The 20,909-nt window shown below is 69.6% G+C and carries 16 protein-coding genes and 1 tRNA gene; 12 read left to right on the forward strand and 5 right to left on the reverse strand.

Annotated elements, in window-relative coordinates; translation table 11 throughout:
- Window positions 1-548: 548 nt before the first annotated feature.
- Complete coding sequence (locus ACFYXA_RS13885) at window positions 549-938, reverse strand: hypothetical protein (protein ID WP_389032183.1); 390 nt, start codon at window positions 936-938, stop codon at window positions 549-551.
- A gap of 208 nt (window positions 939-1,146) precedes the next feature.
- Window positions 1,147-3,873, reverse strand: coding sequence for a DNA polymerase I (gene polA / locus ACFYXA_RS13890; protein ID WP_389032186.1), 2,727 nt, complete (start codon window positions 3,871-3,873; stop codon window positions 1,147-1,149).
- 127 nt (window positions 3,874-4,000) lie between these two features.
- On the opposite strand from polA, the gene ACFYXA_RS13895 reads away from it, so the two are divergent.
- From ACFYXA_RS13895 to ACFYXA_RS13935, 9 genes are all read left to right on the forward strand, one after another.
- The gene (locus ACFYXA_RS13895; RefSeq protein WP_389032189.1) at window positions 4,001-6,280 is read left to right on the forward strand and encodes an FdhF/YdeP family oxidoreductase; all 2,280 of its coding nucleotides are present in this window, start codon (window positions 4,001-4,003) and stop codon (window positions 6,278-6,280) included.
- A gap of 66 nt (window positions 6,281-6,346) precedes the next feature.
- A complete protein-coding gene (locus ACFYXA_RS13900) occupies window positions 6,347-6,835 on the forward strand; it encodes a PaaI family thioesterase (protein WP_130437300.1) in 489 nt (162 codons plus the stop codon).
- A gap of 56 nt (window positions 6,836-6,891) precedes the next feature.
- Window positions 6,892-7,284, forward strand: a complete 393-nt coding sequence (locus ACFYXA_RS13905; protein WP_389032192.1) for a hypothetical protein — start codon at window positions 6,892-6,894, stop codon at window positions 7,282-7,284.
- Window positions 7,281-7,907, forward strand: coding sequence for a Tat pathway signal sequence domain protein (locus tag ACFYXA_RS13910; protein WP_389032195.1), 627 nt, complete (start codon window positions 7,281-7,283; stop codon window positions 7,905-7,907). The genes ACFYXA_RS13905 and ACFYXA_RS13910 overlap by 4 nt, the downstream gene beginning before the upstream one ends.
- Before the next feature lie 290 nt (window positions 7,908-8,197).
- Complete coding sequence (locus tag ACFYXA_RS13915) at window positions 8,198-9,433, forward strand: branched-chain amino acid ABC transporter substrate-binding protein (RefSeq protein WP_352246235.1); 1,236 nt, start codon at window positions 8,198-8,200, stop codon at window positions 9,431-9,433.
- Between the two features lie 115 nt (window positions 9,434-9,548).
- Complete coding sequence (locus ACFYXA_RS13920) at window positions 9,549-10,478, forward strand: branched-chain amino acid ABC transporter permease (RefSeq protein ID WP_351093053.1); 930 nt, start codon at window positions 9,549-9,551, stop codon at window positions 10,476-10,478.
- 5 nt (window positions 10,479-10,483) lie between these two features.
- Entirely contained in the window at window positions 10,484-12,304 is a 1,821-nt protein-coding gene (locus tag ACFYXA_RS13925; protein WP_352246236.1) for a branched-chain amino acid ABC transporter permease, read from the forward strand.
- 5 nt (window positions 12,305-12,309) lie between these two features.
- Window positions 12,310-13,215, forward strand: a complete 906-nt coding sequence (locus ACFYXA_RS13930) for an ABC transporter ATP-binding protein (RefSeq protein WP_352246237.1) — start codon at window positions 12,310-12,312, stop codon at window positions 13,213-13,215.
- Complete coding sequence (locus ACFYXA_RS13935) at window positions 13,212-13,928, forward strand: ABC transporter ATP-binding protein (protein ID WP_130437294.1); 717 nt, start codon at window positions 13,212-13,214, stop codon at window positions 13,926-13,928. The genes ACFYXA_RS13930 and ACFYXA_RS13935 overlap by 4 nt, the downstream gene beginning before the upstream one ends.
- A 77-nt stretch (window positions 13,929-14,005) precedes the next feature.
- On the opposite strand, the gene ACFYXA_RS13940 is transcribed toward ACFYXA_RS13935, so the two are convergent.
- Window positions 14,006-14,662, reverse strand: a complete 657-nt coding sequence (locus tag ACFYXA_RS13940) for an ANTAR domain-containing response regulator (RefSeq protein WP_130437293.1) — start codon at window positions 14,660-14,662, stop codon at window positions 14,006-14,008.
- A gap of 101 nt (window positions 14,663-14,763) precedes the next feature.
- Here ACFYXA_RS13940 and ACFYXA_RS13945 point away from each other — a divergent pair.
- Together ACFYXA_RS13945 and ACFYXA_RS13950 are read left to right on the forward strand one after the other, a co-directional pair.
- Window positions 14,764-14,846 (forward strand) — tRNA-Leu (locus ACFYXA_RS13945).
- A gap of 80 nt (window positions 14,847-14,926) precedes the next feature.
- A complete protein-coding gene (locus tag ACFYXA_RS13950; RefSeq protein WP_389032203.1) occupies window positions 14,927-15,712 on the forward strand; it encodes a helix-turn-helix domain-containing protein in 786 nt (261 codons plus the stop codon).
- A gap of 3 nt (window positions 15,713-15,715) precedes the next feature.
- On the opposite strand, the gene pyk is transcribed toward ACFYXA_RS13950, so the two are convergent.
- Window positions 15,716-17,152 (reverse strand): pyruvate kinase, encoded by a 1,437-nt coding sequence (gene pyk, locus ACFYXA_RS13955; RefSeq protein ID WP_389032206.1) that lies wholly within the window; start codon window positions 17,150-17,152, stop codon window positions 15,716-15,718.
- A gap of 398 nt (window positions 17,153-17,550) precedes the next feature.
- On the opposite strand from pyk, the gene ACFYXA_RS13960 reads away from it, so the two are divergent.
- Window positions 17,551-19,365 (forward strand): bifunctional metallophosphatase/5'-nucleotidase, encoded by a 1,815-nt coding sequence (locus tag ACFYXA_RS13960; protein WP_389032209.1) that lies wholly within the window; start codon window positions 17,551-17,553, stop codon window positions 19,363-19,365.
- 38 nt (window positions 19,366-19,403) lie between these two features.
- Here the strand turns inward: ACFYXA_RS13960 and ACFYXA_RS13965 are convergent, their stop codons facing one another.
- Window positions 19,404-20,840, reverse strand: a complete 1,437-nt coding sequence (locus ACFYXA_RS13965; RefSeq protein ID WP_389032212.1) for a lysine N(6)-hydroxylase/L-ornithine N(5)-oxygenase family protein — start codon at window positions 20,838-20,840, stop codon at window positions 19,404-19,406.
- Between the last annotated feature and the right edge of the window lie 69 nt (window positions 20,841-20,909).

Genomic DNA, 20,909 nt, shown 5'->3' on the forward strand with positions numbered 1-20,909 from the left:
CGCCCGCCCGGCGCGGGGGCCGGAGCACGGGGGCGGGGCCCGCGGGGCCAGGCGGTGGCCAGGCAAGGGAGGCGCCTGCTCAGGGGATGCCGGGGAACCTGAGACGCGACTGCCCGGCACGCGCGGGGGAACGACGACGATGCGCGGCGGGCGCGGCCGACCGGCACGAGGCCCAGGCGCGGCAGACGCCGCCGCCCGGCACGGGCCGAAGCACGGGGGCGGGGCCCGCGAGACGGATGCCCGGCGACGGAGACGCGACTGCCCGGTGCCGGACCACCGCGCGGGGGCCATGGCGACGACGCTCGGCGGGTGCGGCCGACCGCACGAGGCCCAGGCGCGGCAGACGCCGCCGCCCGGCACGGGCCGAAGCACGGGGGCGGGGCCCGCGAGGCGGATGCCCGGCGACGGAGACGCGGTTGCCCGGTGCCGGACCACCGCGCGGGGGCCATGGCGACGACGCTCGGCGGGTGCGGCCGACCGGCACGAGGCCCAGGCGCGGCAGTCGTCGCCGCCCGGCACGGGGACCGGCTTTAAAGGGGGACGGCCGGTCAGCTGTGGCCGAGAGGGGTGTGGCTCGGGGGCAGGTCCACGATGAAGATCGTGAGGCGGCGGGCCGTGCGGGGCCTGAGGCGTCCGCACAGCGCGCTCAGGGCGCCGAGGGCGAGAGCGAGGTAGCCGCGGATCACGTCGACCCGCAGCCGTCGCCGTGGGCTGAAACGGGCCAGCAGGCCGAGCCCGCGGCGGCCCAGTCGTACGGCCACGGAGGCCATCTCGGCGGCCAGGGCGACGGGGACACGGGGACGGGCCGCGCCGGGTGCGAGGGCGGGGAGCGGTCGTCGTCCCCAGGGCCTCGCCCCGGGGCCGACCTGCGGCTTCGCGGCGGCCATGGCGTGCACGCGTGCGGGGGCCGTCCGGCGGTGAAGCATGCGTATACCCATGGCGGCATCCTGACGGCCCGGCGTCCCGAGGGCGTTCTGACGGGGGCCGGCCGGGTGAGGCTCCTCGGCAGCACACCGGGCCTGCCGACGGTGACGGAGGACGCAGGACGCAGGGGGGCGGCGTCCGTCGCCCCCCTACGTCCACCGTGCCGTCCGCTGGCGCGGGGTGGGGCTCCCCCACCCCGCAAGGAGCACCGCGCGCCGGTGCTCAGTGGGCCGCCGACTCCCAGTCGTGGCCCGATCCCACCGAGACGTCCAAGGGGGCCCGGAGGCGGACCGCCGTGGACATCTCGCGGCGGACCAGTTCCTCGACCGCCGCGCGCTCGCCGGGTGCGATCTCCAGGACGATTTCGTCGTGGACCTGGAGCAGCATCCGGGACGTCAGGCCGGCCCGACGCAGCGCGCCGTCCACCTTCAGCATGGCGATCTTGACGATGTCCGCGGCGGTGCCCTGGATGGGGGCGTTGAGCGCCATCCGCTCGGCCGCCTCACGCCGCTGGCGGTTGTCGCTGTTGAGGTCGGGGAGGTAGCGGCGGCGGCCGAAGAGGGTCGCCGTGTAGCCGGTGGCCCGCGCCTCGTCGACCGCCCGGCGCAGATAGTCCCGTACCCCGCCGAAGCGCTCGAAGTAGGCGTCCATCAGGGCGCGGGCCTCCGCCGCCTCGATGTTGAGCTGCTGGGACAGCCCGAACGCCGACAGCCCGTACGCGAGCCCGTACGACATCGCCTTGATCTTGCGGCGCATCTCCGCGTCCACCGCCGACTGCTCGACGCCGAAGACCTGGGAGGCCGCCGTGGTGTGGAGGTCCTCGCCCGAGGTGAACGCCTCGATCAGGCCCTCGTCCTCGGAGAGGTGGGCCATCACGCGCAGTTCGATCTGGCTGTAGTCCGCCGTCATCAGGGACTCGAAGCCCTCGCCGACGACGAAGCCGCGGCGGATCGCACGGCCCTCGTCGGTGCGGACGGGGATGTTCTGCAGGTTGGGGTCGGTCGACGACAGACGGCCGGTCGCGGCGACGGTCTGGTTGAAGGTGGTGTGGATGCGGCCGTCGGCGGCGATCGTCTTGATCAGGCCCTCGACGGTGACGCGGAGCTTCGCCTGCTCGCGGTGGCGGAGCATGATGACCGGCAGTTCGTTGTCGGTCTGCGTCGCCAGCCAGGCCAGCGCGTCGGCGTCCGTGGTGTAGCCGGTCTTCGTCTTCTTCGTCTTGGGCAGGGCCAGCTCGCCGAAGAGGACTTCCTGGAGCTGCTTGGGCGAGCCCAGGTTGAACTCGTGCCCCGCCGCCGCGTGCGCCTCCTTCACCGCCTGCTGGACGGCGCCGGCGAACATCTGCTCCATGGCCTCCAGGTGGGACCGGTCGGCGGCGATGCCGTGCCGCTCCATCCGGGCGAGGAGGGCGGACGTGGGCAGCTCCATGTCGCGCAGCAGGTCCGCGGCGCCGACCTCCTCCAGTCGGCCCCGGAACGCCTCTCCGAGGTCGAGGATCGCGCGGGCCTGCACCATCAGCGCCTCCGCCTCGGCGCCGTCGTCCGCGCCGAAGGCGAGCTGCCCGTCGGCGGTGGCGGCGGGGGCCAGCTCCCGGTGCAGGTACTCCAGGGAGAGCGCGTCCAGGTCGAAGGAGCGGCGGCCCGGCTTGACGAGGTAGGCGGCCAGGGCGGTGTCCATGGAGACGCCGGCGACGCTCCAGCCGTGCTCGGCGAAGACCCGCATGGCGCCCTTGGCGTCGTGCAGGACCTTGGGGCGGTCCTCGGCGGCCAGCCAGGCCGCCCACGCGCGGTCGTCGGCCTCGTCCAGCTCGGACGGGTCGAACCAGGCCGCGGCTCCGCCGGCCGCGGCGAGGGCGACCTCGGCGACCGAGCCGGTGCCCAGCGCCCAGGTGTCGACGGTGGCGACGCCCAGCGGGCCGTCACCGTGCTCGGCGAGCCAGCCGGCGAGCTCGCCGGTGCCGAGGACGGTGCCGTCCAGGTCGACGCCGGCGGCGACGACCGGGCTCACCTCGGCCTCCTGGCCGCCGGGGTCGACGGCGAGGAGCCGCTCGCGCAGCGAGGGGTTGCGGATCTCCAGGGTGTCCAGGACGAGCGCGACGGCCGTACGGTCGTACGGGGCGCGCGCGAGGTCGGCGACCTCCTTGGGCAGCTCCACGTTCCGCTCCAGCTCGGTGAGGCGGCGGTTGAGCTTGACGGACTCCAGGTGGTCGCGCAGGTTCTGCCCGGCCTTGCCCTTGACCTCGTCGACGCGCTCGACCAGCTCGGCGAACGAACCGAACTGGTTGATCCACTTCGCGGCGGTCTTCTCGCCGACCCCGGGGATGCCGGGCAGGTTGTCGGACGGGTCGCCGCGCAGGGCCGCGAAGTCCGGGTACTGCGCGGGCGTCAACCCGTACTTCTCGACGACCTTCTCCGGGGTGAACCTCGTCAGCTCCGAGACGCCCTTCGTCGGGTAGAGCACCGTGGTGTGCTCGCTGACCAGCTGGAAGGAGTCGCGGTCGCCGGTGACGATGAGCACCTCGAAGCCGTCGGCCTCGGCGCGGGTGGCGAGCGTGGCGATGACGTCGTCGGCCTCGAAGCCGTCGATCGCGAACCGCGAGACGTGCATCGCGTCGAGCAGCTCGCCGATCAGCTCGACCTGGCCCTTGAACTCGTCGGGGGTCTTGGAGCGGTTCGCCTTGTACTCGGTGAACTCCTCGGAGCGCCATGTCTTGCGGGACACGTCGAAGGCGACCGCGAAGTGCGTCGGCGCCTCGTCACGCAGGGTGTTCGCCAGCATCGACGCGAAGCCGTAGATCGCGTTCGTCGGCTGGCCCGTCGCGGTGGTGAAGTTCTCCGCGGGCAACGCGAAGAACGCGCGGTAGGCCAGCGAGTGCCCGTCCATGAGCATCAGGCGGGGCCGGTCGCCGCCGGCGTTGGTCTCGGTCTTCTTCGCTGCTGTCTCTGCCACGCCCCCGATCCTGCCACGCCCCACTGACACCCGGCTCCGCCCTCCTCCCTCACCGTCCTCTCGCTGTCAGTGCGGCGTGCGAGGATCGCTGCCGGAAGAGACCCGTGCCAGCGAAGGGGAGCGCGCGATGGCAACGAAGCCGCCCAAGGCCGATCCGGTTCAGGACGCGCCGCAGGTCGCCGAGCCGAAGCACGCGGCGGCGGGCCTGCCGGCGGTCGGGCACTCGCTGCGGATCGCCCAGCGGCAGATGGGCGTGCGGCGCACCGCGCTGACGCTGCTGCGCGTCAACCAGAAGGACGGCTTCGACTGCCCGGGCTGCGCCTGGCCGGAGCCGGAGCACCGGCACGCCGCGGAGTTCTGCGAGAACGGCGCGAAGGCGGTGGCCGAGGAGGCGACGCTGCGGCGGGTCACCCCGGAGTTCTTCGCCGCGCACCCGGTGGCCGACCTGGCCGCCCGCAGCGGCTACTGGCTCGGCCAGCAGGGGCGGCTGACGCACCCCATGTACCTGCCGGAGGGCGGCGAGCGCTACGAGCCGGTCAGCTGGGAGCGCGCCTTCGACATCGTCGCGGAGGAGATGTCCGCCCTCGCCTCCCCCGACGAGGCCGTCTTCTACACCTCCGGCCGCACCAGCAACGAGGCCGCGTTCCTGTACCAGCTGTTCGCGCGCGAGCTGGGCACGAACAACCTGCCGGACTGCTCCAACATGTGCCACGAGTCGTCGGGCTCGGCCCTGTCGGAGACGATCGGCGTCGGCAAGGGCAGTGTCCTGCTGGAGGACCTCCACCGGGCGGACCTGATCATCGTGGCCGGCCAGAACCCGGGCACCAACCATCCGCGCATGCTCTCCGCCCTGGAGCGGGCCAAGGCGAACGGCGCGAAGATCATCAGCGTCAATCCGCTGCCCGAGGCGGGCATGGAGCGCTTCAAGAACCCGCAGACCGCCAAGGGCCTCACCGCCGGCGCCGCGCTCAACGACCTGTTCCTGCAGATCCGCATCGGCGGCGACCAGGCCCTCTTCCGCCTGCTCAACAAGCTGATCCTGGAGGCGGAAGGCGCTGTGGACGACGCGTTCGTCCGGGAGCACACCCACGGCTTCGAGGAGTTCGCCGAGGCCGCCCGCGCCGCCGACTGGGACGAGACGCTCGCCGCGACGGGACTCACGCGCGCGGAGATCGAGAGCGCCCTGCGGATGGTCCTCGCCTCCCAGCGCACCATCGTGTGCTGGGCAATGGGCCTGACCCAGCACAAGCACTCCGTGCCCACGATCCGCGAGGTGGTCAACTTCCTGCTCCTGCGCGGCAACATCGGCCGCCCGGGCGCGGGCGTGTGCCCGGTGCGCGGGCATTCGAACGTGCAGGGCGACCGCACCATGGGCATCTTCGAACGTCCGGCGCCGGCGTTCCTTGACGCCCTGGAGAAGGAGTTCGGCTTCGCGCCCCCGCGCGCGCACGGCTTCGACGTGGTGCGGGCGATCCGCGCGCTGCGCGACGGCGAGGCGAAGGTGTTCTTCGCGATGGGCGGGAACTTCGTCGCCGCCTCCCCCGACACGGAGGTCACCGAGGCGGCCATGCGGCGCGCGCGGCTGACCGTGCACGTGTCGACGAAGCTCAACCGCTCGCACGTGGTCACGGGCGCGCGGGCGCTCATCCTGCCCACCCTGGGCCGGACCGAGCGCGATGTGCAGGACGGCGGCGAGCAGTTCGTGACCGTGGAGGACTCCATGGGCATGGTGCACGCCTCCCGGGGCCGCCTGGAGCCGGCGAGCGCGCGTCTGCTGTCGGAGCCGGCGATCGTGTGCCGTCTCGCCCGCAGGGTGCTCGGCGAGGAAAGCCGCGTGCCGTGGGAGGAGTTCGAGAAGGACTACGCGACGATCCGTGACCGCATCGCGCGCGTGGTCCCCGGCTTCGAGGACTTCAACGCGCGCGTGGCGCGTCCCGGCGGCTTCACCCTCCCGCACGCCCCGCGCGACGAGCGCCGCTTCCCCACGGCCACCGGCAAGGCCAACTTCACGGCCGCGCCGGTGGAGTACCCGAGGGTGCCCGAGGGCCGGCTGCTGCTGCAGACGCTGCGCTCGCACGACCAGTACAACACCACGATCTACGGCCTGGACGACCGCTACCGGGGCATCCGAGGCGGACGCCGGGTGGTCCTCGTCAACGCCGAGGACGCGCGGGAGCTCGGGGTGGCCGACGGATCGTACGTCGACCTGGTGAGCGAGTGGCGGGACGGCACGGAGCGGCGGGCGCCCGGTTTCCGGGTCGTGGTGTATCCGACGTCGCGCGGGTGTGCGGCGGCGTACTACCCGGAGACGAACGTCCTGGTGCCGCTGGACGCCACCGCCGACACCAGCAACACACCGGCCAGCAAGTCCGTGGTGGTCCGTCTGGAACAATCGACGACCGACTGAGCGTTTGCTCAGCCAGTAGGGCAGTCGTTCTGCCGTACGGGTCACGACGAACGGAGCAGGTCCGCGATGGGCGAGCAGCAGCACGTGAAGTTCCCGCAGGAGGTCCTCGACGAGTACGCGGCGCTCGGCGTCGACCTGACGGCCCTGTTCTCCGCCGGGCACCTCGGTACGCGCATGGGCGTGCAGATCGTGGAGGCGTCGCCGGAGCGGGTCGTGGGCACGATGCCGGTCGAGGGCAACACCCAGCCCTACGGTCTGCTGCACGGCGGCGCCTCCGCGGTCCTCGCCGAGACCCTCGGCTCGGTCGGCTCGATGCTGCACGGCGGCAGCTCGAAGATCGCCGTGGGCGTCGACCTCAACTGCACGCACCACCGCGGGGCCCGCTCCGGCCTGGTCACCGGCGTGGCCACGCCCGTCCACCGGGGCCGCTCGACGGCGACGTACGAGATCGTGATCACCGACGAGTCGGACCGCCGTGTCTGCACGGCCCGTCTGACCTGCCTCCTGCGGGACGTCAACCCGGGCGACGGGGTGCCGGCGGGCGCGAAGGGCTGACGCCTCGCACGTCCGCAGCCGTTGCCTGCCGCCGCCGGGCGGCCTAGCGTCGGCACATGGCATCGGGAGGGCCCCTGTCGCCGAGGGCGGCGCGTCTGCTCGCGCTGGCGTTCACGGTGAGCTTGTCGACGGCCGGCTGCGGCGGTTCGGGCGACCCCGCGGCCGGGAGCACGCCGTCGGCCGCCACGCCGGCTCCCGAGGCGCTGTGCGCCCGGATCGTCGCCCACTGGTCGCGTGAGGTGCTGGACAGCGGCACGTACGGGGACTACCAGTCGATGGGGCTGTCCAACGGGCAGTACGACATCCTGCGCACGGTCGTGGACGCCGCTCGGGCCGCCCGCAGGAGCCAAGGGGCCCGAGTGGCGGACGAGTTGATCGACCGTCAGGCCCGCGCGGGCTGCGTACGGTGGTACCGCTCGGGCGGACCCGGCGAAGGGCCGTGGAGTTGAGCGGCACAGGCCCCGTGGAGCCCGGAGAGGGCACCCGCGCGCGGGAGGCCGAGGACGGGACCTCCACGGCGCTTCCCGCACGCCCTCCGGGCCGTGCGGCCCGCCTGTACGCCCGCCGCCGACGGGCCGTCCTCGCCGCCGCGGCGACCGCGGCACTCCTCACCGGCGCGGGGCTCCTCTACGCGACCCGCCCCGAGGGACCCCAACCGCCTCCCACCCCACCACCGCCGTCCCCGTCGCAGGTGGTGGACATCCGCTACGTGGGCCTGCGCTCCGGGCAGCCGACGGCCCGCTCCCACTCCTTCGCCTTCGAGGTGCTGCTGAGCGTGGCCTCCGGGCCGCCGGTCACCACGACCCGCCTGTCCCAGCCGTACGCCGGAATCACGCTGACCTCCGCCCCGCGGACGCCTTTCCGCACCGGGCCGGGCTCCGCCCGCAAGATCGTCATCACGATGCGGGTGACCGAATGCGGGAAAGTGCCCAAGGACGCCGGTCTGCCTTTCCTCGACGTAACTCTGCGTAATACGCGCGCAATGGAAGACCACAGCTACATCCTGGGCCCCCGCTATGCGCGAGACCTCTCCCATGTCCTGCAAGTCGCCTGTAGCAACGATTTCGGGTAATCACCAAAACGTCCGAGACGCCTGAACGCCTCGGTGCTCGTCCTGCGATTTCTCACTATGCGGACAGGGCGAATCAGGCTGAATTCCTCTCTTCCACCCCCTCAGTACCGCTCTGCATTACCTCGTGTCATAACAAGAGCGTCACAGCCTTGGTCAGGCACTCCTCCACGTTCCCTTCACCCGTTTAGAGTCACGCCCAGTCACCGCACGGTCGGAAAACCCCTTCCCGACCGAGCGTTCGACTCGGCCTCTTCCAGGGGGGAGGGCCGTGCCAGGGAAAGGACTGGATCGTGCGTCAACGTTCGTTCATCGCCATCACCGCCGCGCTGGCTGCGGGAGCACTCACCCTCACCGCGTGCGGCTCGCGCGGCGACGACGGCGACAAGGGCACCGACTCGGGCAGTGGCGGCACCACCGTCACCATCGGCGTCGACGCGCCCCTGACCGGCGACCTGTCCGCCATGGGCCTCGGCATCAAGAACTCCGCCGACCTCGCCGCCAAGACCGCCAACAAGAAGGGCTACGTCAAGGGAATCACCTTCAAGGTCGACTCCCTCGACGACCAGGCCCAGCCGTCCGCCGGACAGCAGAACGCCACCAAGTTCGTCGCCGACAAGAGCGTCCTCGGCGTCGTCGGCCCGCTCAACTCCAGCGTCGCCGAATCCATGCAGAAGGTCTTCGAGGCCGCCTCCCTCGTCGAGGTCTCCCCCGCCAACACCGGCCCCTCCCTCACCCAGGGCCCCAACTGGCAGACCAGCAAGACCCGCCAGTACAAGTCCTACTTCCGTACCGCGACCACGGACGCCATCCAGGGCCCGTTCGCCGCGCAGTACGTCTACACCACCGCCAAGAAGACCAAGGTCTTCGTCATCGACGACAAGAAGACCTACGGCGCCGGCCTCGCCTCCACCTTCACCACCGAGTTCAAGAAGCTCGGCGGCACCGTCGTCGGCACCGAGCACATCAACCCCGACACCAAGGACTTCGCCGCCGTCGCCACCAAGGTGAAGAAGTCCGGCGCCGACGTCGTCTACTACGGCGGCGAATACCCGCAGGCCGGCCCCCTCAGCAAGCAGATCAAGGCCGCAGGCGCCAAGGTCCCGCTCGTCGGCGGCGACGGCATCAAGGACGACACCTTCATCAAGCTCGCCGGCTCCACCGGCACCGGCGACCTCGCCACCTCCGTCGGCGCCCCCGTCGAAGACCTCCCCTCCGCCAAGCAGTTCGTCGCCGACTACAAGTCCGCCGGCTACAAGGACGAGTACTCCGCCTACGGCGGCTACGCCTACGACTCCGCCTGGGCCGTCATCGAAGCCGTCAAGAAGGTCGTCGACGACAACGGCGGCAAGCTCCCCAGCGACGCCCGCGCCAAGGTCATGGCCGCCATGCAGAACGTCTCCTTCGACGGTGTGACCGGCAAGGTCTCCTTCGACGAGTACGGCGACGCCACCAACAAGCAGCTGACCGTCTACGCCGTCGAGAACGGCGCCTGGAAGACCGTCAAGTCCGGCACCTTCACCGGCTGACGCCCACCCCGCACCCACCCACGAGCCGCGCGGGGCGCTGTTCCACTGGCGCCCCGCGCGCACTCACATCCGGCCACATCCGTCGAACTATCCGAACCGTCTCGGAGGACATGCGGTGAACGAACTGCCGCAGCAGCTGGTCAACGGCCTGCTACTGGGATCCATGTACGGCCTTGTCGCCATCGGCTACACAATGGTCTATGGCATCGTCCAGCTCATCAACTTCGCCCACGGCGAGATCTTCATGACCGGCGCCTTCGGCGCCCTCACGGTCTGGCTCTGGCTTCCCGGCGGCACCACCATGTGGCTCGCGCTGCCCCTCATGATCGTCGGCGCGATCGTCGTCGCCGTCACCATCGCCGTCGGAGCGGAACGGTTCGCCTACCGCCCCCTGCGCAACGCACCCCGCCTCGCCCCGCTCATCACCGCCATCGGCCTCTCCCTCGCCCTCCAGCAGGCAGTGTGGGCCTGGTACCCCGACGCCAAGTCCGCCCGCACCTTCCCCGAAATCCCCGGCGGACCCTTCGAACTCGGCGACGTCACCATCCAGACCGGCGACATCTTCCTGCTCTGCGCCGCCCCCGTCAGCATGGCCTTCCTCGCCTACTTCGTCATGAAGACGCGCACCGGCCGCGGCATGCAGGCCACCGCCCAGGACCCGGACACCGCCAAGCTCATGGGCGTCAACACCGACCGGATCATCGTCCTCGCCTTCGCCCTCGGCGCCGCCTTCGCCGCCGTCGGAGCCGTCGCCTACGGCCTCAAGTACGGCCAGATCGACTTCCGCATGGGCTTCATCCTCGGCCTCAAGGCGTTCACCGCAGCCGTCCTCGGCGGCATCGGCAACATCTACGGCGCCATGATCGGCGGCATCGTCCTCGGCGTCGCCGAAACCCTCGCCACCGCCTACATCGCCGACATCCCCGGCATGGACAAGTTCGGCAGCCAGTCCTGGGCCGACGTCTGGGCCTTCGTACTCCTCATCCTCGTACTGCTGTTCAGGCCACAAGGCCTGCTCGGCGAGCGCGTCGCGGACAGGGCGTGACACCGATGACCACACAGACCACCGCACCCCAGACCCTGGCAACCCCCGCCACGGCAACCGGCCTCGTCCCCCTCCCCGAGAACATCGGACGAGCCCTCGCCCTCGGCGGCAGCGTCCTCGCCGTCATCTCCACCTTCCTCGCCTGGACCTGGACCAGCGCCTTCCCCGGCGACCTCACCGTCTACGGCTACCCCGGCGGCCTCCAAGTCCTCGTCCTCATCACCGGCGCCCTCACCACCCTCCTCTGCCTCTCCTCCTACGGCGTGCGAGGCCTCGGCTGGCTCACCCCCGCCGGAGCCGACGCAGCCGTCAAACTCGGCGCCCTCGCCACCTTCGCCACCGCCTGGTACACCGTCCTCGCCATCAGCGTCGACCTCGGCGGCCTCGTCAACCTCGAACCCGGCGGCTTCATCGTCGCCCTCGCCACCCTCGCCGCCCTCACCGGCGCCCTCGCCCTCCCCTTCGAACGCCCCGCGCCGGAACTCATCGACCCCGACGACACCGGCTGGGAACTCTTCAAGCACAACGCCCGCCAACAGCGCGACAACATCAAGGCCGCCTTCGCGTCCGGCACCGCCAAGCCCCTCGGCAAGCTCCCCTCCTACGCCGAGATCCTCATCATCGTCGGCGTCCTCGCCCTCGGCCTCGTCGTCTTCACCTACGGCATCGGCACCGAGTACGACGAACTCTTCATCGGCTTCCTCATCAGCGCCGGCCTCGGCTTCGCCGCACTCAACAAGTCCGGCCTCGTCGCCCAGGCGTCCCAGATCACCGCACGCCACCAGAACATCACCATCTGCGGCGCGTTCGTCGCCGCCGCCCTCTTCCCCTTCACCCAGACCGACGACCAGTACGCCACCATCGGCGTCTACATCCTCATCTTCGCCACCGTCGCCCTGGGCCTGAACATCGTCGTCGGCCTCGCCGGCCTCCTCGACCTCGGATACGTCGCCTTCCTCGGCGTCGGCGCCTACGCCGCCTCCCTCGTCTCCGGATCGCAGAGCTCACCCTTCGGCGTCCACTTCCCCTTCTGGGCCGCCGTCCTCGTCGGCGCCCTCGCCTCGCTCGTCTTCGGCGTCCTCATCGGCGCCCCCACCCTGCGCCTGCGCGGCGACTACCTCGCCATCGTGACCCTCGGCTTCGGTGAGATCTTCCGCATCACCGCCAACAACCTCGACGGCACCTCCGGACCCGACGTCACCAACGGCTCCAACGGCGTCTCCTCCATCCCCGACCTCGACATCCTCGGGTTCGACTTCAGCCAGCAGCACGACATCGCCGGCTTCGCCATCGGCCGCTTCGCCAACTACTTCTTCCTCATGCTGATCATCACCGCCATCGTGGTGCTGGTCTTCCGGCGCAGCGGCGACTCCCGCATCGGCCGCGCCTGGGTCGCCATCCGCGAGGACGAGACCGCCGCCCTCGCCATGGGCATCAACGGCTTCCGCGTCAAACTCATCGCCTTCGCCGTCGGCGCCTCCCTCGCCGGCCTCGCCGGCACCGTCCAGGCACACGTCACCTACACCGTGACCCCCGAGCAGTACCTCTTCGCCGGCGCCATCCCCCCCAACTCCGCCTTCCTGCTCGCCGCAGTCGTCCTCGGCGGCATGGGCACCATCAGCGGACCCCTCATCGGCGCCGCCCTGCTCTACCTCATCCCCAACAAGCTCCAGTTCCTCGGCGACTACCAGCTCTTCGCCTTCGGCGTCGCCCTCATCCTGCTGATGCGCTTCCGGCCCGAAGGCCTCATCCCCAACCGGCGCCGCCAGCTGGAGTTCCACGAGGAGGCGGAAGCGCCCACCGTCCTGACGAAGGCAGGGGCCTGACCACCATGACCACCGACACCATCACCCAGACCGGGCAGACCGTCCTCGACGCCCGCGGCGTGACCATGCGCTTCGGCGGCCTCACCGCCGTGAGCGACGTGAACCTCACCGTCAACAGCGGCGAGATCGTCGGCCTGATCGGCCCCAACGGCGCCGGAAAGACCACCTTCTTCAACTGCCTCACCGGTCTCTACGTCCCCACCGAAGGCGAAGTCCGCTACAAGGGCACCGTCCTGCCGCCCAAGTCCTTCAAGGTCACCGCCGCAGGCATCGCCCGCACCTTCCAGAACATCCGCCTGTTCGCCAACATGACCGTCCTCGAGAACGTCCTCGTCGGCCGGCACACCCGCACCAAAGAAGGCTTCTGGTCAGCCGTCCTCAGGCTCCCCGGCTTCCACAAAGCCGAAGCCGCCTCCCGCGAACGCGCCATGGAACTCCTCGAGTTCGTCGGCCTCGACGCCAAGGCCGACCACCTCGCCCGCAACCTCCCCTACGGCGAACAGCGCAAGCTCGAAATCGCCCGCGCCCTCGCCAGCGAACCCGGCCTCCTCCTCCTCGACGAGCCCACCGCCGGCATGAACCCCCAGGAGACGCGGACCACCGAGGAACTCGTCTTCGCCATCCGCGACAAGGGCATCGCCGTCCTCGTCATCGAGCACGACATGCGGTTCATCTTCAACCTCTGCGACCGCGTCGCCGTCCTCGTCCAAGGACAGAAACTCATCGAAGGCGACAGCACCACCGTCCAGGGCGACGAACGCGTCATCGCCGCCTACCTCGGCGAACCCTTCGAAAACGCCCCCGGCGCCGAAGAAGTCGCCGAGGTCGAAGCCGCCGAAGCCAACGCCGAAGCCACCGCCGACGCCGACGCAACGACGGACGCCGCGCCCGGCAAGGAGAACGACCGATGACCGCACTGCTCGAAGTCGAAGACCTCCGAGTCGCCTACGGCAAGATCGAAGCCGTCAAGGGCATCTCCTTCAAGGTCGACGCCGGCGAGGTCGTCACCCTCATCGGCACCAACGGCGCCGGCAAGACCACCACCCTGCGCACCCTCTCCGGCCTGCTCAAGCCCGTCGGCGGCCAGATCAAGTTCAACGGCAAGTCGCTGAAGAAGATCCCCGCCCACAACATCGTCAGCCTGGGACTCGCCCACTCCCCCGAGGGACGGCACATCTTCCCCCGCATGACGATCGAGGACAACCTCCGCCTCGGCGCCTTCCTCCGCAACGACAAACCCGGCATCGAGAAGGACATCCAGCGCGCCTACGACCTCTTCCCCATCCTGGGCGAACGCAGGAAGCAGGCCGCGGGCACCCTCTCCGGCGGCGAACAGCAGATGCTCGCCATGGGCCGCGCACTCATGTCCCAGCCCAAACTCCTCATGCTCGACGAACCGTCGATGGGCCTCTCCCCCATCATGATGCAGAAGATCATGGCGACCATCGCCGAGCTGAAGTCCCAGGGCATGACGATCCTGCTCATCGAGCAGAACGCCCAGGCCGCCCTCTCCCTGGCGGACCACGGCCACGTCATGGAAGTCGGCAAGATCGTCCTCTCCGGCAGCGGCCAGGACCTCCTGCACGACGAGTCCGTCCGCAAGGCCTACCTCGGCGAGGACTGACCCAGCGCTCCCCCGCACACACGGCGAGGCCCGCACCCCCAACCCGGGGTGCGGGCCTCGCCGCAGTGCCAGCCGATTCAGCCCTTGGACGCCTTCTTCTCCTCCGCGTCCTCGATGACCGCCTCCGCCACCTGCTGCATCGACATCCGCCGATCCATCGACGTCTTCTGGATCCACCGGAACGCCGCCGGCTCCGTCAGCCCGTACTCCGTCTGCAGGATCGACTTCGCACGGTCCACCAGCTTCCGCGTCTCCAGCCGCTGAGTGAGATCCGCGATCTCCTTCTCCAGCTCCTTCAACTCCGTGAACCGCGACACCGCCATCTCGATCGCCGGCACGACGTCGCTCTTGCTGAACGGCTTCACCAGATACGCCATCGCACCCGCGTCCCGCGCCCGCTCCACCAGATCGCGCTGCGAGAACGCCGTCAGCATCAGCACCGGCGCGATCCGCTCCTCCGCGATCTTCTCCGCCGCGGAGATGCCGTCCAGCTTCGGCATCTTCACGTCCAGGATCACCAGGTCCGGCTGGTGCTCACGGGCCAGCTCGATCGCCTGCTCGCCGTCACCGGCCTCACCGACGACGCTGTAGCCCTCTTCCTCCAGCATCTCTTTGAGATCGAGCCGGATCAGGGCCTCGTCCTCGGCGATGACGACACGGGTCGTCAGCGGAGGCACGTGCGACTTGTCGTCGTCGGGCGCGTCTACGGGCTGGGGCGACTCGGGGGCGGTCACGGGGGCTCCTTGTTGCGGGCCGGGCAGGTATTGCTGCTAGTGCAGCCTACCTAGAGGCGGGCAAGGACAGGGACCCGGTATGCTTCCGAGCAGCCACTCCTGCCGGGTTGGTGGAATGGCATACACGGATGTCTCAAACACATCTGCCCGAGAGGGCTTGCGGGTTCGAGTCCCGCACCCGGCACCCTTAAGCGGAGGTTCACATTCTCGTGAACCTCCGCTTTTTCGTACCTCCAGTCGAGATCAGTCACGCAGAGTGCTCGTATGCACCTTCATGGCACCGAGGTTCGACAGAAGGCTCTGGCCCAGCTCCGTGACGGCGAGCGGAATGCTGAAGTAGCTCGTCGCCTCAACGTCCCGGTCGGGACGATCAGTTACTGGAAGCACATGGACCGCAGCAAACGCGGCGAGTGTCCCGGTCGAACGGCTCCACCGTGCCCGCGATGTGACGGCGAGCTGAACCTGCCCGCCTACTCCTACCTCCTCGGCCTCTATCTCGGCGACGGCCACATCATCCAGAACCGCGCCATGCGAACGCCAAGCCTGTCCGTCGCCTGCGCGGATTCACACCCAGGGCTCATGGACGAGTGCGAAAGGGCCATGCGGCAGGTGCTCCCCGGAAACTCGGTGTGCAGGGTGCGCCGAAAAGGCTGCCGGGAAGTGAAGGTGTACTCCAAGCACCTGTGGTGCCTCTTCCCTCAACACGGCCCCGGCAGGAAGCACGAGCGCCGGATCGCCCTCGAACCCTGGCAGCAGGCCATCGTCGACAGCCACCCCTGGGACTTCATCCGGGGCCTCATCCACTCCGACGGCTGCCGCATCACCAACTGGACGACCCGCCTCGTTGCCGGTGAGCGCAAGCGCTACGAATACCCGCGGTACTTCTTCACCAACAAGTCGGACGACATCCGGCGGCTCTTCACGGACACCCTCGACAAAGTCGGCGTCGAGTGGACCACCCTCGCTCGTGCCAGCGACCCGTTCAACATCTCCGTCGCCCGCAAAGCCTCCGTCGCCCTGCTCGACGCCCACGTGGGACCGAAGCACTGACACCTACCGGGGGCTGTCGTCCTCGCCGACGTGGTGCACCCGTACCAGGTTCGTCGAGCCGGAGACTCCCGGCGGGGAGCCGGCCGTGATCACGACGATGTCGCCCTTCCGGCAGCGGCCGTACCGCAACAACATCTCGTCCACCTGGTCGACCATCGCGTCCGTCGAGCCGGCCTGTGGGCCCAGGAACGTCTCCACGCCCCAGGTCGCGCTGAGCTGGGAGCGGGTCGCCGGTTCGGGGGTGAAGGCGAGGAGCGGGATAGGTGAGCGGTAGCGGGATAGGCGGCGGGCGGTGTCGCCTGACTGGGTGAAGGCGACGAGGAACTTGGCGTCGAGGAAGTCGCCGATCTCGGCGGCCGCGCGGGCGACCGCGCCGCCCTGGGTGCGGGGTTTGCTGTTCTCGGTGAGGGGCGGGAGCCCTTTGGCGAGGATGTCCTCCTCGGCCGCCGTGACGATCTTGGCCATGGTGCGGACGGTCTGGACGGGGTGTTTGCCGACGCTGGTCTCGCCGGAGAGCATCACCGCGTCGGTGCCGTCGATGACGGCGTTGGCGACGTCGGAGGCTTCGGCGCGGGTGGGGCGGGAGTTGTCGATCATGGAGTCGAGCATCTGGGTGGCGACGATGACCGGCTTGGCGTTGCGCTTGGCGAGTTTGATCGCGCGCTTCTGGACGATGGGGACCTGCTCCAGTGGCATTTCGACGCCGAGGTCGCCGCGGGCGACCATGATGCCGTCGAAGGCGGCGACGATGTCGTCGATGTTCTCGACGGCCTGCGGTTTCTCGATCTTGGCGATGACGGGGAGGCGGCGGCCTTCCTCGTCCATGATGCGGTGGACGTCGGTGATGTCGTTGCCGGTGCGGACGAAGGACAGGGCGATGACGTCGAAGCCGGTGCGCAGTGCCCAGCGCAGGTCGTCCTCGTCTTTTTTGGAGAGGGGGGGGACGGAGACGGCGACGCCGGGGAGGTTGAGGCCTTTGTGGTCGGAGATGACGCCGCCGTCGAGGACGCGGGTGTGGACGCGGGGGCCGTCGATGTCGGTGACTTCGAGGGTGACTTTGCCGTCGTCGACGAGGATGCGTTCGCCGGGGGTGACGTCGGTGGCGAGGCCGGCGTAGGTGGTGCCGCAGGTGTGGCGGTCGCCTTCGACGCCTTCTTCGACGGTGATGGTGAAGGTGTCGTCTCGTTCGAGGAGGACGGGGCCTTCGGTGAAGCGGCCGAGGCGGATCTTGGGGCCCTGGAGGTCGGCGAGGAGGCCGACGCTGTGGCCGGTCTCGTCGGCGGCCTTGCGGACGCGCCGGTAGCGCTCCTCGTGTTCGGCGTGGTCGCCGTGGCTGAGGTTGAATCGGGCGACGTCCATTCCGGCTTCTACGAGGGCTTTGAGGCGGTCGTAGGAGTCGGTGGCGGGGCCCAGGGTGCAGACGATTTTTGCTCGGCGCATGTGGTGAGCCTATGTCTTACCGCCGGGTAAGGCTTTGGCGGCAGGTGGCTGGTCAACGTCCTTTGGGTGAAGGGTGGTTGACGGGCGCGGAATTGTGCGGGCAGCCGCTCTGATGAGCATGTTTTCGCGTTCTTCGAATTCCCCGAAAGGGTGAATTGGGGGCTGTGGGAAGGTCTTCTCGGTGACGGGTCCTGGGTGAATGCGCTCGGGTGAGCGGGTGGGCCGTGCGGGCGTCCGGTGGGCGTTCGCGTGCGGCCGTGGGGTGGGGTGGAGTGACCGGGATCACCAGATCGCAACCTCCGGGGTCTGTTCCGGTTCGCCATGCGCAGGTCAGAATCTACGCGCGTTGCCGGTTTGGCCGGCAGGCGTTCGGGATCGTCCTTCGAGGAGAGCAACACATGCCGTTCAACCGCCGGAAGTTCTTGAAGAGGTCCGCCGTGACGGGCGCGGGGGTGGCGATCGCGGGGGCTGCCGCGGCTCCGGCGGCCCAGGCGGCGGAGGGGACGAAGCCCGCGAAGCCGGCGAAGCCCGCCAAGCGGTACGCGTTCACCGTGATGGGGACGACGGACCTGCACGGCAACGTCTTCAACTGGGACTACTTCACGGACCAGGAGTTCGACGACAAGGCGCACAACGACGTCGGTCTGGCGAAGATCTCCACCCTGGTGAACCGGATCCGTGAGGAGAAGGGCCGTGGGAACACGCTGCTGATCGACGCGGGCGACACCATCCAGGGCACGCAGCTGTCGTACTACTACGCGAAGGTCGACCCGATCACCGCCAAGGGCGGTCCGGTGCACCCGATGGCGCAGGCGATGAACGCGATCGGCTACGACGCGGCGGCGCTCGGGAACCACGAGTTCAACTACGGCATTCCGGTGCTGCGCAAGTTCGAGAAGCAGTGCGATTTCCCGCTGCTGGGTGCGAACGCGCTGGACGCGAAGACGCTGCTCCCGGCGTTCGCGCCGTACAGCATGCACCGGCTGCGCAATCCGCACGGTCCGGACGTGAAGGTGGCGGTGCTGGGGCTGACCAACCCGGGGATCGCGATCTGGGACAAGGCGAACGTGCAGGGGAAGATGACGTTCCCGGGTCTGGAGGAGCAGGCGGCGAAGTGGGTGCCGAAGCTGCGGTCGATGGGTGCGGACGTGGTCATCGTGTCGGCGCACAGCGGTTCGTCGGGGACGTCGTCCTACGGTGACCAGCTGCCGTACATCGAGAACGCGGCGGCGCTGGTGGCGGAGCAGGTGCCGGGGATCGACGCGATCCTGGTGGGTCACGCGCACACGGAGATTGCCGAGTACTTCGTCACGAACAAGGCGACCGGCAAGCGGGTGGTGCTGTCGGAGCCGTTGAAGTGGGGGCAGCGGCTGACGCTGTTCGACTTCGAGCTGGTGCGGGCCGACGGCGGCTGGACGGTCGAGAAGGTGGGCGCGCAGGTCCTGAACTCCAACACGGTGGAGGAGGACCAGGAGATCGTGCGGCTGCTCGGTGACGAGCACAAGAAGGTCGTGGCGTACGTCAACCAGGTCATCGGGACGAACGCGGCGGAGATGCGGTCGGTGGAGGCGCCGTACAAGGACGTGCCGATCATCGACCTGATCAACCACATCCAGGCCGACACGGTGAAGAAGGCGCTGGCGGGTACGCAGTACGCGGCGCTGCCGGTGCTGTCGCAGGCGGCGGCGTTCTCGCGTACGGCGGTGATCCCGGCGGGTCAGGTGACGATCCGGGATGTGGCGGGTCTGTACGTGTTCGAGAACACGCTGGAGGCGCGTCTGATGACGGGTGCGCAGATGAAGGCGTATCTGGAGTACTCGGCGAACTACTACGTGCAGACGGCGGCGGACGCGGTGGTGGATCCGGCGAAGCTGACGAACGCGAACGGCACTCCGGACTACAACTACGACGTGGTCAGTGGTCTGACGTACGAGATCGACATCGCGAAGGCTGCGGGGTCGCGGGTGTCGAACGTGCGGTTCGAGGGTGCGCCGCTGGCTGATGACGCTCAGTTCGTGTTCGCGGTGAACAACTACCGGGCGAACGGCGGTGGCAACTTCCCGCATGTGGCGGCGGCGAAGATGGTGTGGTCGAACTCGGACGAGATCCGCAACACGATGATCGCGTGGGTGAAGGCGAAGGGGTCGATCGACCCGGCGGAGTTCGCGTCGGTGGACTGGAAGTTGACGCGGAACGGGACGCCGGTGTTCTAGGCCGGGGTGTTTCGCCGGTAGGTGGTTTTCGGTAGGTGTCAGATCCCGTCCGCCAGGGGGATGAGCTCTGCGGGGCGGCGGCTGGGCGGGATCTGGGGCCGGTGTTGTTCGAGGCCGAAGGTGGTGAAGGCGGTTCGGTGCGGGAGGGGGTAGTGCTCCTTGCCGGTGAGGGTGTTGAGGATGGAGGCGCTGCGCCAGGCGGCGAGGCCGAGGTCGGGTGCGCCGACGCCGTGGGTGTGGCGTTCGCCGTTCTGTACGTAGATGTGGCAGCCGGTGGTGGTGATGGCGGGGTCGAGGATGAGGCGGAAGTCGGTGTCGATGCGGGGGCGGTGGGCGTTGTCGCGGCGGAGGTAGGGGTCGAGGCCGGCGAGGAGGGTGTCGAGGGGGCGTTCGCGGTGGCCGGTGGCGAGGACGACGGCGTCGGTGGTGAGGCGGGCGCGGGTGTTCTGCTGGATGTGTTCGAGGTGGAGTTCGATTTTGGTGGTGGCGATGCGTCCGGCGGTGCGGACGCGGACGCCGGGGGTGAGGACGGCGTCGGGCCAGCCGCCGTGGAGGGTGCGGCGGTAGAGCTCGTCGTGGATGGCGGCGAGGGTGTCGGCGTCGATGCCTTTGTGGAGTTGCCATTGGGCGGCGACGAGGCGGTCGCGGGTGGTTTCGGGGAGGGCGTGGAAGTAGCGGGTGTGGTCGGGGGTGAAGTGTTCGAGGCCGAGTTTGGAGTACTCCATGGGGGCGAACGCCGGGGTGCGGCCGATCCAGTGGAGGCGTTCGTGGCCGGTGGGGCGGTGGCGCAGGAGGTCGAGGAAGACTTCGGCTCCGGATTGTCCTGAGCCGACGACGGTGACGTGGCCGGCGGCGAGGAGTGCGCTGCGGTGGTGGAGGTAGTCGGCGGTGTGCACGACGGCTGCGCCGGGGGTGTCGGCGAGGGGGCGCAGGGGGTCGGGGATGTGGGGTTCGGTGCCGATGCCGAGGACGACGTTGCGGGTGCGGGTGCGGCCGGGGGTTCGGGCTTGTCCGTCGGTGTCGAGTTGGACGTAGTCGATGTCGAAGAGTTCGTGTTCGGGGTTCCAGTGGACGGCGTCGACGTGGTGGCGGAAGTGGAGTGCGGGGAGGTGGTCGGCGACCCAGCGGCAGTAGGCGTCGTATTCGGCGCGTTCGGGGTGGAGGCGTTCGGCGAAGTAGAAGGGGAAGAGGCGGTCCTGGGCTTTGAGGTAGTTGAGGAAGGACCAGGTGTTGGTGGGGTCGGCGAGGGTGACGAGGTCGGCGAGGAAGGGGACTTGGACGCGGGTGCCGTCGAGGAGGAGGCCGGGGTGCCAGGTGAAGGCGGGGCGTTGTTCGTAGAAGGCGGTGTCGAGGTCGGTGAGGGGGTGGGCGAGGGCGGCGAGGGAGAGGTTGCAGGGGCCGATGCCGATGCCGACGAGGTCGCGGGGGGTGTCGGTGTCGTGGGAGGGGTCGGCTTGTGGGGGTGGCGTGTTCATGCGTGGGGGGCTCCTCGGTGGCGCGGGGAGTCCCAGTGTGTCGCCGGTGGTGGCGACACGCCGTGGCCG

Origin of the sequence: Streptomyces sp. NPDC002566 (genome assembly GCF_042889585.1) — a bacterium.
GTDB lineage: Bacteria > Actinomycetota > Actinomycetes > Streptomycetales > Streptomycetaceae > Streptomyces.

Bases quoted from the DNA above. Each gene is read 5' to 3' on its own strand.
- ACFYXA_RS13885 (WP_389032183.1), bottom strand. From the start codon at position 938: ATGGGTATACGCATGCTTCACCGCCGGACGGCCCCCGCACGCGTGCAC.
- ACFYXA_RS13895 (WP_389032189.1), top strand. From the start codon at position 4,001: ATGGCAACGAAGCCGCCCAAGGCCGATCCGGTTCAGGACGCGCCGCAG.
- ACFYXA_RS13900 (WP_130437300.1), top strand. From the start codon at position 6,347: ATGGGCGAGCAGCAGCACGTGAAGTTCCCGCAGGAGGTCCTCGACGAG.
- ACFYXA_RS13905 (WP_389032192.1), top strand. From the start codon at position 6,892: ATGGCATCGGGAGGGCCCCTGTCGCCGAGGGCGGCGCGTCTGCTCGCG.
- ACFYXA_RS13925 (WP_352246236.1), top strand. From the start codon at position 10,484: ATGACCACACAGACCACCGCACCCCAGACCCTGGCAACCCCCGCCACG.
- ACFYXA_RS13930 (WP_352246237.1), top strand. From the start codon at position 12,310: ATGACCACCGACACCATCACCCAGACCGGGCAGACCGTCCTCGACGCC.
- ACFYXA_RS13935 (WP_130437294.1), top strand. From the start codon at position 13,212: ATGACCGCACTGCTCGAAGTCGAAGACCTCCGAGTCGCCTACGGCAAG.
- ACFYXA_RS13950 (WP_389032203.1), top strand. From the start codon at position 14,927: ATGCACCTTCATGGCACCGAGGTTCGACAGAAGGCTCTGGCCCAGCTC.
- pyk (WP_389032206.1), bottom strand. From the start codon at position 17,152: ATGCGCCGAGCAAAAATCGTCTGCACCCTGGGCCCCGCCACCGACTCC.
- ACFYXA_RS13960 (WP_389032209.1), top strand. From the start codon at position 17,551: ATGCCGTTCAACCGCCGGAAGTTCTTGAAGAGGTCCGCCGTGACGGGC.
- ACFYXA_RS13965 (WP_389032212.1), bottom strand. From the start codon at position 20,840: ATGAACACGCCACCCCCACAAGCCGACCCCTCCCACGACACCGACACC.